Consider the following 14,669-nt stretch of genomic DNA (forward strand, 5'->3'; position numbering starts at 1 on the left):
TTTGTTCTTTTAGGTTTATCTTCGTCACAAACAGGATTGAATGAATCAACTGAAAAACCATCCTCAGCAGAAATCCCTGTATACTAAACATGCCACTCTTTGGAAATCCTGAACAGGTGAACCGGAAGAGCGAATGAGACAGCAAGAACGATATGTGCGTGGAGGGAACCATGAATATAGAACAGCTTTTTTTTCATATTTTATACTGCAACTCAAGGAAGCCGAATGAACTTCGGACATTTTCCAATAAAGGGGTGCGAACGCTTCAGCATCATGAACTCATTTTTATTACAGGCGGCAAAGCGGAGATTACCATTGAGAGTAAAAGACATACCATTCAGGAAGGCGTCCTGATCTACCTTCAACCGGATGTGCCTCACTTGATAGAGATTGACTTTAAGAATCCCATAAGTTTTTTTTCGGTTCACTTCAGTTATGTCCGCATCGAGCAGAATGACAATACATGGACTGTAAACGAGGACGTCGAGATGTTTCCCTTACCAGCTGTCCAGCAATTACAGGATTATTATCAATTGGAAGAAGTATTTAAACATATGGTAGACACCTGGCATACGAAACTACCGGGTTATGAGTTTAGCACCAAGTCCTTACTACAGCAATTGCTTATCGCGATCGGCCAAAATATAAAAAAGCGGCATCGTAATTATGCGACATCCTTGAAAGTGGAAAAGATTATCAACTATATGAATCAACATTTGCATCGTAAAGTCACCTTGACCGAACTATCTGAGCTCGTGCAGTTATCAGCCCCGTATTTATCAAGAGCTTTCAAAGAGATTACAGGATACTCCATAATAGAATTTTTTAACAAACTGAAGATGGATAAAGCAAAAGAGATCATTTTGGAAGGAAACAACAAAGTTAAAGAGGTGGCGCAGGTACTCGGTTACACGGATGAATTCTATTTTAGTAGGCTATTTAAACAATTGGAAGGCATGAGTCCAACGGAATTTTACAGCAAAAATGTCCATGGAGTTTAACATAATGCATGGTGCATAGCCGTTCTGATCGCTAAGATGAGGATATGATTCTGAAGCGGGAGGAAGGCTTGTTGATATGCCGCTGTGGAAAAGAAATTTGATTGTATGCTGGTTCGGAATGTTTGTGACCGGAGTAGGCATGAGTCAGATCGCACCGATTTTGCCGCTGTACATCAAGCAGCTTGGTGTGAATGACTCAGCAGCGATTGCCCAATTCTCCGGAATTGCCTTTGGCATCACGTTTATACTTTCCGCCATTTTCTCCCCCATATGGGGAGCGGCTGCCGACCGATGGGGGAGAAAACCAATGCTGCTTCGAGCCAGTTTGGGGATGGCTGTAGTGGTAGGTTGTATGGGGTTCTCAACAAATGTGTATATGCTCATTGGACTTCGGCTGCTACAGGGTGTCATCACAGGATATAGCACCGCCTGTACAACGCTGATAGCGACCCAAACCGATTCCAAACATGCGGGCTATGCTTTGGGAACACTTTCAACCGCCAACATCGCAGGTTCCTTGATCGGTCCGACAATTGGTGGATTCATAGGGGTAAATTGGGGGCTCCAAAATTCGTTTTTTATAACGGGTGGGCTGATGATGATTGCCTTTATTACGACCGCTTTGTTTGTGAAGGAATCGTTCACGCGAGAGGACAAGGTGGTGCTTGGTCTTAGGGAAGTATGGCGAAAAGTGCCCGAGAAAAGTCTGACGATTAACTTGTTTGTTACTTTTTTTGTACTCACTGTGGCCTTATATTCGGTGGAGCCTATCATTACCGTATATATTACGCAGCTTTCCGGTAACACTTCGCATGTTGCTCTATTGGCTGGAATCGTGTTCTCGGCATCAGGATTGGCTAATCTCATTGCTGCGCCAAGACTGGGTAAGCTTTCGGACCAAATAGGCGCACAGAAGGTCATTTTGGTTGCTCTTTTAGCTGCCGGAATTCTCTTCATAGCACAGGCGTTTGTAACGAGTCCGTGGCAGTTGATGGGCCTGCGTTTCTTATTGGGATTGGCGGCAGCTGGGCTAATTCCTTCGGTGAATACTCTGATCAAAAAAATTACACCAGCTTCCCTGACTGGTAGAATGTTCGGTTTTAACATGTCCGCAGGGTATCTGGGTGTATTCGGCGGTGCTGTTTTAGGCGGACAAGTGGCTGCCTGGATGGGAATACGATATGTGTTCTTGATTACCAGTGCATTGATATTGATTAATGCTGGCTGGGTGTATTTTAAGGTATACAAAAAACTTGAAACGATTGGGAGAGAAGATCATGGAAAACTTGAAAAAAGCAGAAGCTGAACAGCTTACAGCTGAAAAAACAGCGCTGGTCGTGATTGATTTGCAAAAGGGGATTGTGAATAGCCCGCTACAGTCTCCACATACAGGTGAGCAGGTGGTGCAGAATGCGGCCAAGTTAGCACAGGCTTTCACGGAAAAGGGAGCTTTTGTGGTGCTTGTAAAAGTCTCTTCAGTCGATGGAAAAGACATGTTGAAACCAAAGACGGATCTGGAACGGGGAGCGATTCAGTTTAGCGCAGACTGGGATCAATTCGTGCCTGAAATGACTGCCCATACTCCTTATCATACGGTTGCCAAACGTCAATGGGGTGCTTTTTTCGGTACGGATCTGGACCTCCAGTTGCGACGTCGGGGAATAGATACCATTGTATTATGTGGCGTTTCTACGTCAATCGGAGTGGATACTACAGCCAGAGAAGCTTATCAGCACGGTTATCAACAGATTTTTGTAGAAGATGCAATGACAGCTGCTACCAAGGAAGAGCATGACTACGTTTGTAAAACCATTTTCCCTAGATTGGGTCGGATTCGCTCCAGTGAAGAAGTGGTTACGGCACTGAAATAAGACGGGTAAATAACCCAGGATTCTGACAAGACAATAATCCGTTAACAAAAGGTTTAACATGCTCAAAAAGGAGACATCTGATCAGATGTCTCCTTTTTGGAATTTGCATACATGATCAGAACAAATTATTGGCTGCAATCAGCAATAAGAGAACCCCGCTGACAAGCGTTCCGAATTGTCCCAATGTGAATGAACCAATACGAACGTTTGCCGCTTTGGACCCCATCCACACGCCAAACCATACGGTAACAAAACTGCCGATCGCTGCGGTAAGGGAAATATACAAGGGGGATAAGCCCATCAGCCCTGCGCTTAAGCCATTCGTCAGTGCGTTTGTCGAAAGGGCAACACCCAGAATCAATGCTTCCAGAACTCCAATATGATTCGATTTGTCCAAATCTACCCGTTCCGGATTTTGTAAAATAGACCCGATCCCAAGGGTTTGGGAATCGGTCTCTTCGTGATCTTTCTTCTTACGGGGAACGGATAACAAGATGATACGAAAACCGATAACGAGTAGGATAAATGTCCCCAGTAGTATAGGGAAAACGCCAGGTAGCACGATCGAAATCCATTTTCCGAACAAAATGCCTGAATAACTGAACAATAAACAAACAACGGCAATCAAAAAATTCGAAAATAGGCTGATTCTGATTTTTCTGATCCCGTACGATAGTCCGACACCCAGATTGTCAAGACTCGAAGAGACGGCCAAAGCAAGAATGAGCATCCACGCCATAAAATCACCTCATGATCTGTATTCTGCTCTTAATGTATGTCGTGTTGAGATTCATGTGCCCGTCCTTGAGAAAAATGCAACAAAACGCTGCTGATGAAGAAAGAATAAAGTAAACTTTCACCACATTGTCCCATATACTAGACTATCGATCATATCTCTGGAGGGATGCTGGTGAGAGCAAATGATCAAACAAAGGATTGCCATATCGGAGATTTGATCAAGCCTCTGCTTGCCAGACGCTCTCTCTCGATGCGCAAATTCAGTACGTTGTGCGGAATGGACACGGCCACCATTTCTCGGATTCTGAACGGAAAGCAGCAACCGAAGCTCACGCATTTACAGATCTTTTCCGAACATTTGGATGTATCTCTGGATCATCTCATTGAGGCTGCAGGCTACAAAATCGATAACGCAAAAAGAGTGGCCGAGCGGGGGATTCTGGATTCGCTTGAATCGATCAAGAAGGTCCTGCAACATACGAAATTATTTGACCTCGATGTGACAACAGAGCGGATAGAACAGGAAATGGTTAAGTACGAACAATATGCACGTACAGATGAAGGGCATCGAATAATATGTAAGGAGTTTGATCTAAAAATCAATCAGATAAACGGTGCAGGACCGTTCATTGAACATTTGAAGGAAATGCATATTCAATACTGTGATGAGATTACACCCGAGAACGATCGTTCTCTGATCGGTAGTGCATTGTTATATTTTATTTCGTCTGCGGATCTGATCCCGGACTATCTCTTTCCGATTGGTTATCTGGATGATGCCATCGTTGTGTATCTGGTGTTGGATCGTCTGAAACAACGAACATGACAAGATTGGTTTGGGAGAACCCCAAAAGAACGGCGCGAAGTTTCTCGCGTCGTTCTTTTTACTATCTTAGTGAATCAGTCATAGTTATAAAGAACTGTTTGGATCAATTAAAAAGCCGTGGTATTCACATTTGCGAAAAACATATGATTAACGGAGAGTCATTAGACTTATGAAAGCATTAAAAAGGCTTATTTTCTATTATTTTCTATAAAATTGCTTGTATATCTCTTTTTATGACTCTATAATATACCATAAATATACAATTAGATTCTAAATTTTATATTATATGTAATTTTAAAAGTGTTTGTACATATTCAAGAAATCTCCTGATCTATCCAGATCAATCATACTCCCATGTAAAGTAAGCGTTCTTGCTAACGCCGGTGATTACCCTCCTTAATGAATGCGAATAAACTTCCACCCACAAGATTAATTGATCTGAAATTCACCTCTTCCATATACGCTAAATTTGGCTATCTATAATCTTTCACATGCGATGTAATTTAATAACCTGTCCTGTAAAGGAGGTGAGGCTTGATGTAAATGAACGCAACACGTCTGCCCATGTTGAGGCCGTTTCATCGTTTTCATTTTTAGAAATGGATACAGTAAATCACTGTATTACAAAAACCGGGTAAAAGGAGTGGAAAAGTTTGATAAAGATGAATCGTTTACGCAAGCCGCTGTCCATGGGCCTGTCGCTTCTCCTTGCATTATCTATCATACAACCGGTTTCAGCTGAAAACGCCGCATCGCAGAAGATTGACATGAAATCCAGTTCGGACAAAATCACTACTTCCAAAGTCAACGCCAAATTAAGCAAGGAATTTGAGAGTAATGATTATGTAACTTATCTGGTGAAAATGAAAGAACAGGTAGATACTGCCTCTGTCTCCAAACAAGCCATGCAAAAGGCAACAATCGAAAAGCAAACGGCTTCGGCAACGAAACTGTCGGTACGAAGCACCGTTGTCAGTTCTCTGCGGGAAACGGCCTCGCGATCTCAGTACACACTTGAAAGTTTTCTTGAAAAGGAACTTGACCTTGGCAAGGTCAAAGAATATAAAAGCTATTTTATCGTTAATGCACTCGCAGTAACGAGCACCAAAGAAGTCATGGAACAGATTGCACTTCTGCCTGAGGTAGATAAAATATTGCCAAATGAGGAGCGTTTTCTGCAAAAAACCGAGGTCAGCAATGAAAAAGCAACCGCAGCCCCTGCGGCAGACACTACAACGATCCCGGCAAAAGAGTCGCCAGCGAAAGAAAGCGCAGCGGCTAACGATAAGAGCCTGCAGACAGAGAACGTAGAATGGAATATCGATTCTATCAACGCGCCAGCAGTCTGGGATAGAGGAATCGACGGTACAGGAATCGTTGTTGCCAACCTGGACAGCGGGGTTGATTATACCCATCCGGCTCTCCGCAGCAAATGGAGAGGGCTTGATGCTTCGGGAAATATCGTTGATCCCGAACTAAGCTGGTACGATCCCCATAGCAATGCTTCGCTTCCTGCGGATGGAGACGGTCATGGTACACATACCATGGGTACGATGGTAGGCTCCGAAGCGAACGGCACCAACAAGATTGGGGTTGCTCCAGGGGCAAAATGGATTGCCGTTCGGATTTTCAATCCGAGTACCACGGATGCCATTATACTGGATGGCGGTCAATGGCTGATTGCTCCAGTGGATGCTGAAGGAAACTTGCATCCTGAGCTTGCCCCGGATGTGGTTAACAATTCCTGGGGTGGTGGTCCAGGATTGGACGAGTGGTTCCGTCCAATGGTACAGGCTTGGCGTGATGCACAGATCTTTCCGGAATTTTCAGCCGGGAATGTGACACTGACGAATCCGGGAGGTCCAGGTTCGGTGGCGAACCCTGCGAATTATCCAGAGAGCTTCGCTACGGGAGCAACGGATATCAACGGGAATCTGGCTTCTTTTTCCCTTCTTGGTCCTTCCCCTTATGAGGAAATTAAGCCGGAAGTTTCGGCTCCAGGTGTTAACATCCGTTCCTCTGTTCCGGGCGGAGTATATGAGGGTGGCTGGAACGGCACGTCCATGGCAGGCCCGCATACCACTGCACTGGCCGCACTCCTGCTTCAAGCTAATCATTCCCTTACGGTTGATCAGTTAGAGCAGATCATTATGGATACAGCGACACCGAGAACAGACAGCCGGTATCCAAATTCGCCAAATAACGGTTACGGTCACGGCATTATCAATGCACTGGATGCTGTGGGCTCTGTCCTCGAAGGCATAGGCACGGTATCTGGCAGGGTTGTCACAGCAGGTGACGATCTGGAAGCGCCGGTCCTGGAACATACGCCTGTCAATTCTGCCTTTACGGGGCTTGATATTCCACTGACTGCACGTGTTACCGATAATGTCGGTGTAACCACAGTGGAGGCATTTGCCAAAACAACGGGCACGAGCCAATACGTATATCTGCCGATGAATCGAGTAGCTGGGGATGCCAAAGATGGAACTTATACAGCGACAATTCCGGCATTTCTAATCGAGTCACAGGGTTTGGAGTACTATATCCGGGTCAATGATTATGGCAACAACGGATTCGAGAGTGAAGTTTACAAGGTTGCTGTCTCCAATGGAGTCCAGCCTGGGTATCTGCAAGATTTTGAGGAAGACAATCTGGGCTTTACTTCGGGTGGAGTTGGCAACACTTGGGCATGGGGAGCACCAACAAGTGGACCGGGAAGTGCCTACTCTGGTGACAAAGTGATTGCAACTAATCTGACTGGGACTTATGCAGCCAACAGTAATGCTTACTTACTTGCACCACCAATTGATCTTACCCAGAGCCCTGAGGGAGCATTGTTATCCTTCAAGCACTGGTATGATTTGGAGAGCAATATCGATTTTGGCAAAGTGTACATTGCAACAGAGGATAGTGACTTCGTATTTGAAGAGGCATTGAGCTTTACAGGTGCCGGTGGAGGCTGGAAAACGCAATATATTGACTTGCGTGAATACGCCGGTCAACAGGTATTTATCAAGTTTAATCTGACCAGTGACAATTCCGTTCAGAAGGCTGGTTGGTATATCGATGACTTTTCAGTACAAGCTCCAGATGATATTGCACCGGGAGCACCAAGCGGATTGTCCGCTTCTGCCGACATACTGGGGAATGTAAACTTGTCCTGGACGGGATCGGACGATGAGGATCTGAAATCCTACAACGTATATCGTTCAACGAATTCAGGCACAGGTTATGAATTGCTCGGAAATACATCTGCAACGACATTTACGGATACGGCTACAGTAACAGATTCGACTTATTTTTATACGGTAGCCGCTCTTGATTATAGTGGCAATGAGAGTGACAAGTCGAATGAGGTATCCGTGACCGTGGAGGTCCCTGAAGATATCTTCATCGATCACTTTGATGGCAACAGTGACAATGAGTGGACTCATTCCGGCACCAAGGACGAGTGGGAACGCGGAGTACCTGTCGTTGGACCTGCCAGTGCGGTTTCTCCGCCGAATGTTTGGGCAACCGATCTGGACAGTACCTATGAGAACGGTTCTAACTATTCTCTGGTATCGCCAGTCGTGGATCTAACTCAGGTGGATCAAGCTACGCTGACGTTCAATCATTGGTATGAAATCGAAAGTGGATACGATTACGGTTATGTTGAAGCCACGAAAGACGGTGGCAACACATGGTCGGAGCTCGGTAAATTCTCTCATTCTTCAAATGGAAAACAATGGACTCCGGTATTTTACGATCTGGCAGCTTTGAAGGGGAATGAAGTTCAATTCCGGTTCAGATTGACTTCAGACAGCAGTGTCGTCAAGCAAGGCTGGTACATCGATGACTTCCGCATTCTGGGTATCGCCGCTGAGACGGTTACAAAAGATACGGCAGTTGTTCTGAACAGCGACAAGCCTAAGCCGGAATATGATACTTCTTGGTACAAAATTTCAAGTACGGACAAGGCCGAATTTAATAAAACCAAACAGGAACAGCCCGAAGTACAGAAACCTGGAACAGGTTCTGTAACGCCGCAAAGTTTGCCTGCAAGTGCAACGGTCACTGTTCTGGAAACAGGACGTTCAGTGAAGACGGACCCGACGACAGGCAAATACAGCTTCACTCACGTGGCGGGTGATTACACGTTGAAGGCTGAGGCCTATGGCTATTATCCTCAAACGAAGGCGGTAACCATCACGGATGGAAGTGGAGCAACAGCCAACTTCAATCTGGAAACCATTCCTCAAGGAAAGATTGAAGGTATTGTGAGCGATGAACGGACAGGGAAACCTATCGCTGGAGCATCCGTCCTCGTGTTGGAAGATGCTCAAGTAGGTGCTGTACGCACAGGAGCAGACGGTAAATTTGCTCTGGATGTTCTGGAAGGAAGCTATACGTTATCGATCATCAAGACGGACTACTATAGCAAAACGGTAAATGTAACAGTACCTGGAAACGGTACAGTCGAAGCGAAAGTTGCCTTAAAACCATTTATCGGATTTCCTGGTGAAATCGCTTATGACGATGGAACGGCTGAAAATGCAAGAGCCTTTGTGGCCGCAGATAACGCATGGGCTGTACGTATGACGCCAGAACTAGAGACAGCACAGCTTACAGGTGCATCACTTCGATTCTGGAATACACAATGGCCTGTACCAGGTGGAACAGCATTCAAATATGCCGTCTATGATGCCTCCGGATCGGGTGGAGCGCCAGGCCGATTGCTGGCAGGACCTTTCGACGGTACGGCATTGCGCAATGATCAGTGGACAACCGTTGAATTTCCTGAGCCAGTAGTGGTACAAGGCGATTTCTATATCGTGTATGTACAGACTGCTGTTGGAACGAGCGCACCTGGACTCGCAACCGATGAAAACGGTGTGAATGCAGGGCGGAGCTGGCAGCGTGTAGGTGGCGTATGGAGTACTGCACCAGCAGAAGAGGGTAACTATATGATTCGTGCAGTCGTGAAATATCCAGTGAATGCACCTGTACTCACACAACCGACGAGCACCTATACCAATCAGTCGACATTTGCTGTGTCTGGAACTTCTCCAGCTTCAGGAGCCCAGATCAAGGTATATAATGGAAAAGAAGTAGCGGGAACAACGACAGTGGAGAATGGAAAATTTAAGCTGAATGTTAAACTTCGTGCAGGGGTTAATGCCATTACTGCCGAGGCGGTAGTTAACGGGAAAACGACCGATCGCTCCCTTCCGGTTGTGATCATCTTGGATCAGACAGCACCTGTGTTAACTGTCCTTACACCTGAAGAAGGAAGTCGAACTAACACAGAAGTGGTTCATGTGACGGGCGATGTACAGGACCAATTCCTCGACAAAGTGACCATTAACGGACAGAAGGTGAAATTGGAGCAAGACAGAAGTTTTAATCACCGCGTACTTGTGAATGAGGGCAAGAACACGATTACAATCATTGCGACAGATATTGCAGGCAATAAAACAACCGTGACACGGACTGTTTATGTGGAAACGTCTTTGCCTGAACTGACCAATATCTCTCCGGCTGAGGATGTACGGATTGTGGCAGGAGAAACCGTAACGGTTTCGTTTGACAGTATCCCCAAATTACAGGCCTCTTTCCGGATTGAACTGCCATCCAATTTGAGCCCACAGGCTGGCGCAGAGATTCCATTGGTGGAAACGGAACCTGGTCATTATACAGGTACCTATACCACCGCTTCTTCGCTGGTGCTTGAGGGTGGAGTGATCGTGATCCGTGCTCAGGATGCAGCAGGAAACAAAGTCGAAGTGGAAGCGCCAGGACGGTTATTCGTATCTGCAGCAGAAGCTCCCGACACGAATGTGCCAGTTGACGAAAATCTGTTACCTTAATCGAAGCATCACGGAGATGCTTATAATCCAGCTTCAAATTGAAACAGAAACGATGATTTGAAAATGTAAAGTCAAAAGCCGACAAGCCCAAAGAAGAGGGGCTTGTCGGCTTTTTGTATGTAAATTCAAGAAGTATTGCCTAAGATTCGTTCAATGATATTGCATATGATGCATGAACTTAATGAAACAGCGATATGTGTTCAATATGAAGACTGGAGGAACGATCTGTGGGTATTGAGAAATCACAACCGTTAAGAAGCAAATGGCTAAAAACAAAGCAGCTTATCAATAATGATTCAATAAAACCGTTCATACCTGATACACAAAAGTTTAACAAGGTGAATCTAAAATCCATGATAGCCAGATATGGAATGTTATATATCAAGCCTGAAATAGGAACTCATGGAGTGGGCGTCATTAAGGCTGAGATGGAAAATCAACATGATTTTGCGTATCAGATGAATCAAAAACGTCTGACGTTTAATAGCTTTGATTCGTTCTATAAAAGTCTTGCACACGTTGTGAAACAGCGAAGCTATCTCATTCAAAGAGGAATACATTTGCTAAAACACAACAACAGGCGCTTTGACATCCGGGTCATGGTACAGTTAAGCCCAGAACAGCAGTGGGAAGCAACGGGGGTTATCGGTCGACTTGGACATTCCAAAAAAATAGTAACCAATTATCATAACGGCGGTCAGCCAATGGATATTCATAAGCTTCTGGAATCTCGTGTGTCCGCAAAGCGCAGAAATGAACTGATTCAGGAGATGAATAAGCTGGGTGTTGGGATAGCTCGTCATATGAACAAGAAATACAAGCGATTGAAGGCAATTGGCGTGGATATTGGACTGGATCAAAGTCTGACACCCTGGGTCATTGAAGTGAATGCCAAGCCGGACCCTTATATTTTTAAACAATTAAAAGACAAGACGATGTATCGCAAGGTAATTCGGTATTTCCGCCATACAGATCATAAGCCATAAAATATCTTCAGCTTAACTTTGGACATCCTTGATTCCGAATTGTTACATGCAGAGAAAGCTTCCTATTATCACGACTTGGTGAGCAGGAAGCTTTTTTTGCTTGTTTTCTTAAGAAGGTCATTCTAATTGATGTCGTAATTTTATATAGTTATTGTCGTAAGTTCCTATTAAAATTAGATCAGGTCTGTGTTAATTTATAGTTAGATGTCAGAATATCATATAGTATGGAGGTTAATCATAGTGACCATTCGAATAGGTAAAATAAGCTTATGGCACGTACATGCCTGGGATTATATTAAACAGGCTCAGGAGCACGAAGATACGGTGATGGCTGCTGTATGGGATGAAGATGCCGAGCGCGGACAGGAAGCTGCTGAACGTCTGAACGTGCCATTCTATGCTTCGCTTGAAGATATGCTGGCACAGGATAACATCGATGCCGTCATTGTGGATGCACCGACACGTCTTCACGAAGATGTGATCACTGCTGCTGCGAAAGCGGGCAAACACATTTTCACAGAAAAAGTTATCGCTTCAACGATTAAAGAAGTAAATACGATCATTTCGGATGTACAGGATAACGGAGTGAAAATGACGGTATCTTTACCGCGTTTAAACGATGGATATACATTAACGATTCAAGATGTGCTGAACCAAGGACTACTTGGTAAGGTGACTTATGTTCGTGTGCGTTTATCGCATAACGGTGCGATTGGCAATTGGCTGCCTGAGCATTTTTATCATCTGGAAGATTGTCAGGGCGGGGCATTAATTGACCTCGGTTGTCATCCGATGTATCTGACGAATCTGTTCCTGGGTCAAGAAGTGACTGGGGTTAATGCTAATTTCGGATATGTTACTGGAAAAGAAGTGGAAGATAACGCGGTTGCTACGTTATTTACGGATTCCGGAGCAATCGGTGTAGTCGAGGCTGGGTTTGTGAACAGTCATTCGCCGTTTGCGATAGAGGTTCATGGTACGGAAGGCACACTTTTATACGGAACACCAGAGGATAAGCTGCTAATCCGCACGAATGTTGGTTCAGATCAACAGAAGGAATGGACAGAGATTCCTTTGCTGGACAGAAGAGAAAGCGCATTCAGCCAGTGGGTATCCCATATTCAGAATGATACGATTGCTACCGAGAATTTGCAGACGGCTACTCAATTGACTCGCCTGATGGAGGCTGCCAACCTTTCTGCGAAGGAAGGGCGCAAAATCTCCTTGAAAGAGTTACAGGGATAGGGTTTGGGAGGTACCGCATTGAGCCGATATCCTTTTGAGAAGATGCTTGAACGACAGGATATCCTGGAAAGACTGGATGTCTCGATCCTGTGGGGACACTACGAGATACGAGTTCTGCGATTTCATCTGACTTCTTTTCCGGCAGGCAGAATCGTTGATTTTCATAACCATGCGGAATTCGAGTTACATTTCATCCCGAGAGGGAAAGGAAAAGTCATTCTGGGGGATGAGATGCATCCGCTCTCTGAAGGCATGCTGTATTTAACGGGTCCGGGTCTTGTTCATTATCAGGAGGCGGATTCCCAAGAGGCCATGGATGAACTATGCCTGCATGTGGATATCATTGAACATCCCAGAGAGGGTGTAGATCCGTGGGAGGCAGCAGAGTCAGAGGAAACGATCGAAAAGCTTAGAACACTTCCTCTTGCTCCGGTACATGATTATCATCGCGCCATGAACTGTTTCCTGGAAGCTTATGAGGCTTGTGACCGTAAACTGATTGGATATTACACGTCCATTAAGCAGCAGGTGATCAGTATTCTGCTGAAAACCGTCCGAGCCTACGATATCGGGGGGAATCGGGCGGAGGCTCCTGTGCGAGACATGTCTGTGTACAGGTACGATTATGCCATTCAGTATATGGAGGCAAATCATCCCTCAGCAGTAACGCTGGAGAATGTAGCGGAGAAGCTGCATATTAGCAGCAGACAACTGCAACGAATCTTTTATCAGGTTCAGCCGGAAATGCCTTTCAGCCGTGTGTTGGAGGATATCCGCCTGCGCGCGGTGTGCCGCAATCTGGAAGAAAGTCATGTTTCCATCGAACAAATTGCCCTGGCTTCAGGGTTTACCAATGCTAATTATTTACATGCTGTTTTTCGCAAGCGTCTGGGGATGACCCCATCGGCTTTCCGTAAAATGAAACAACCAAACCAAAAGTGAGGGTGATTAGATATGAGTAAAACGTATCGTGTAGGGATTATTGGCTGTGGCGGGATTGCAAACGGCAAACATCTGCCAAGTTTGAGCAAGCTTGATAATGTAGAACTGGTTGCTTTCTGTGATATCGTTCAGGAACGTGCAGAAGAAGCCAAAGAAAAGTATGGTAGTTCCGAAGCACAGGTATACACGGATTATCAAGAATTACTTCAGGATGAAACGATTGATATTGTTCATGTTCTTACGCCAAATATCTCTCACGCAGAGATTTCTATCGCCGCACTGGAATCCGGAAAACATGTGATGTGTGAAAAACCAATGGCCAAGACATCTGCTGAAGCGCAAAAAATGCTTGAAGCAGCCGAACGTACGGGTAAAAAACTGACCATCGGATACAATAACCGTTTCAGAGAAGACAGCTTGTACCTGAAGCAGCTGTGTGAAGCTGGTGAACTGGGTTCGATTTACTTTGCCAAAGCACATGCGATCAGAAGAAGAGCAGTACCAACTTGGGGTGTTTTCCTTGATGAGGAAAAACAAGGCGGCGGACCGTTGATTGACATCGGTACACATGCACTTGACCTGACGCTGTGGATGATGGATAACTATCAACCGAAGGTTGTTCTGGGCACAACGTATCACGAGCTTTCACAAAGAGAAAATGCAGCGAATGCATGGGGCCCATGGGACCCGGAAAAATTCTCGGTTGAAGATTCCGCTTTCGGTATGATCGTAATGGAGAATGGCGCGACAATTATGCTGGAATCTAGCTGGGCGCTCAATTCACTGGACGTGGATGAAGCGAAATGCAGCTTGAGCGGAAGCGAAGCGGGTGCAGATATGAAGAATGGCCTGCGCATCAATGGCGAGAAATTCAGCCGTTTGTACACCAACGAAATTGAACTGAGTGCAGGCGGGGTCGCTTTCTACGATGGAAAGAGTGAAAGTGCACCGGATGTAGAGATGAGAAAATGGATTGAAGCGATCGATAAAGATCTGGAGCCGGTTGTAACTCCTAAACAGGCTTTGGTGGTTTCACAGATCCTGGAGGCACTCTATGAGTCCGCTCGTACAGGTAAAGCCGTTTACATGAACGAATCCAATCAAGCCTAAAATACATTCCAAAAACCTTTATCCTCATCAGGAGGATAAAGGTTTTTGTTCTTTTATACGCTATCCATTTGTCTATACCGTGCCTTACTTCTGTACGT

General features: G+C 45.3%; 10 protein-coding genes. 9 read left to right on the forward strand and 1 reads right to left on the reverse strand.

Annotated elements, in window-relative coordinates:
• Window positions 1-170 precede the first annotated feature (170 nt).
• From BUA17_RS04225 to BUA17_RS04235, 3 genes are all read left to right on the forward strand, one after another.
• Window positions 171-1,001, forward strand: a complete 831-nt coding sequence (locus tag BUA17_RS04225) for an AraC family transcriptional regulator (RefSeq protein WP_072732702.1) — start codon at window positions 171-173, stop codon at window positions 999-1,001.
• Window positions 1,002-1,077: 76 nt separating this feature from the next.
• The gene (locus tag BUA17_RS04230) at window positions 1,078-2,307 is read left to right on the forward strand and encodes a multidrug efflux MFS transporter (RefSeq protein WP_072732703.1); all 1,230 of its coding nucleotides are present in this window, start codon (window positions 1,078-1,080) and stop codon (window positions 2,305-2,307) included.
• A complete protein-coding gene (locus BUA17_RS04235) occupies window positions 2,279-2,872 on the forward strand; it encodes a hydrolase (RefSeq protein WP_072732704.1) in 594 nt (197 codons plus the stop codon). The genes BUA17_RS04230 and BUA17_RS04235 overlap by 29 nt, the downstream gene beginning before the upstream one ends.
• 115 nt (window positions 2,873-2,987) lie before the next feature.
• On the opposite strand, the gene ytaF is transcribed toward BUA17_RS04235, so the two are convergent.
• Window positions 2,988-3,611 (reverse strand): sporulation membrane protein YtaF, encoded by a 624-nt coding sequence (gene ytaF, locus BUA17_RS04240; protein ID WP_063565214.1) that lies wholly within the window; start codon window positions 3,609-3,611, stop codon window positions 2,988-2,990.
• 171 nt (window positions 3,612-3,782) lie between these two features.
• Between ytaF and BUA17_RS04245 the strand changes: the two genes are divergently transcribed.
• The 6 genes from BUA17_RS04245 to BUA17_RS04270 all read left to right on the forward strand — a co-directional run bounded on the left by BUA17_RS04245 (window position 3,783) and on the right by BUA17_RS04270 (window position 14,571).
• Entirely contained in the window at window positions 3,783-4,436 is a 654-nt protein-coding gene (locus BUA17_RS04245) for a DUF1232 domain-containing protein (RefSeq protein ID WP_083584575.1), read from the forward strand.
• Between the two features lie 653 nt (window positions 4,437-5,089).
• Window positions 5,090-10,288 (forward strand): S8 family peptidase, encoded by a 5,199-nt coding sequence (locus BUA17_RS04250; RefSeq protein WP_083584576.1) that lies wholly within the window; start codon window positions 5,090-5,092, stop codon window positions 10,286-10,288.
• Between the two features lie 227 nt (window positions 10,289-10,515).
• Entirely contained in the window at window positions 10,516-11,274 is a 759-nt protein-coding gene (locus BUA17_RS04255; protein ID WP_072732706.1) for a YheC/YheD family protein, read from the forward strand.
• A gap of 240 nt (window positions 11,275-11,514) precedes the next feature.
• On the forward strand, window positions 11,515-12,519 hold the full coding sequence (locus tag BUA17_RS04260; protein ID WP_231952525.1) for a Gfo/Idh/MocA family protein: 1,005 nt from the start codon (window positions 11,515-11,517) through the stop codon (window positions 12,517-12,519).
• Between the two features lie 18 nt (window positions 12,520-12,537).
• Window positions 12,538-13,461 (forward strand): AraC family transcriptional regulator, encoded by a 924-nt coding sequence (locus BUA17_RS04265; protein ID WP_024634223.1) that lies wholly within the window; start codon window positions 12,538-12,540, stop codon window positions 13,459-13,461.
• A 12-nt stretch (window positions 13,462-13,473) separates the two neighbouring features.
• Window positions 13,474-14,571 carry a Gfo/Idh/MocA family protein gene (locus BUA17_RS04270; RefSeq protein WP_072732707.1) on the forward strand — a complete coding sequence of 366 codons (1,098 nt, stop codon included), beginning with the start codon at window positions 13,474-13,476 and terminating at the stop codon, window positions 14,569-14,571.
• Window positions 14,572-14,669: the final 98 nt, after the last annotated feature.

Origin of the sequence: Paenibacillus sp. ov031, from assembly GCF_900143165.1 — a bacterium.
GTDB lineage: Bacteria > Bacillota > Bacilli > Paenibacillales > Paenibacillaceae > Paenibacillus > Paenibacillus marchantiae.

Excerpts from the sequence above, each read along its gene's own strand:
- BUA17_RS04225 (WP_072732702.1), top strand. The coding sequence starts at position 171 with ATGAATATAGAACAGCTTTTTTTTCATATTTTATACTGCAACTCAAGG.
- BUA17_RS04230 (WP_072732703.1), top strand. The coding sequence starts at position 1,078 with ATGCCGCTGTGGAAAAGAAATTTGATTGTATGCTGGTTCGGAATGTTT.
- BUA17_RS04235 (WP_072732704.1), top strand. The coding sequence starts at position 2,279 with ATGGAAAACTTGAAAAAAGCAGAAGCTGAACAGCTTACAGCTGAAAAA.
- ytaF (WP_063565214.1), bottom strand. The coding sequence starts at position 3,611 with ATGGCGTGGATGCTCATTCTTGCTTTGGCCGTCTCTTCGAGTCTTGAC.
- BUA17_RS04270 (WP_072732707.1), top strand. The coding sequence starts at position 13,474 with ATGAGTAAAACGTATCGTGTAGGGATTATTGGCTGTGGCGGGATTGCA.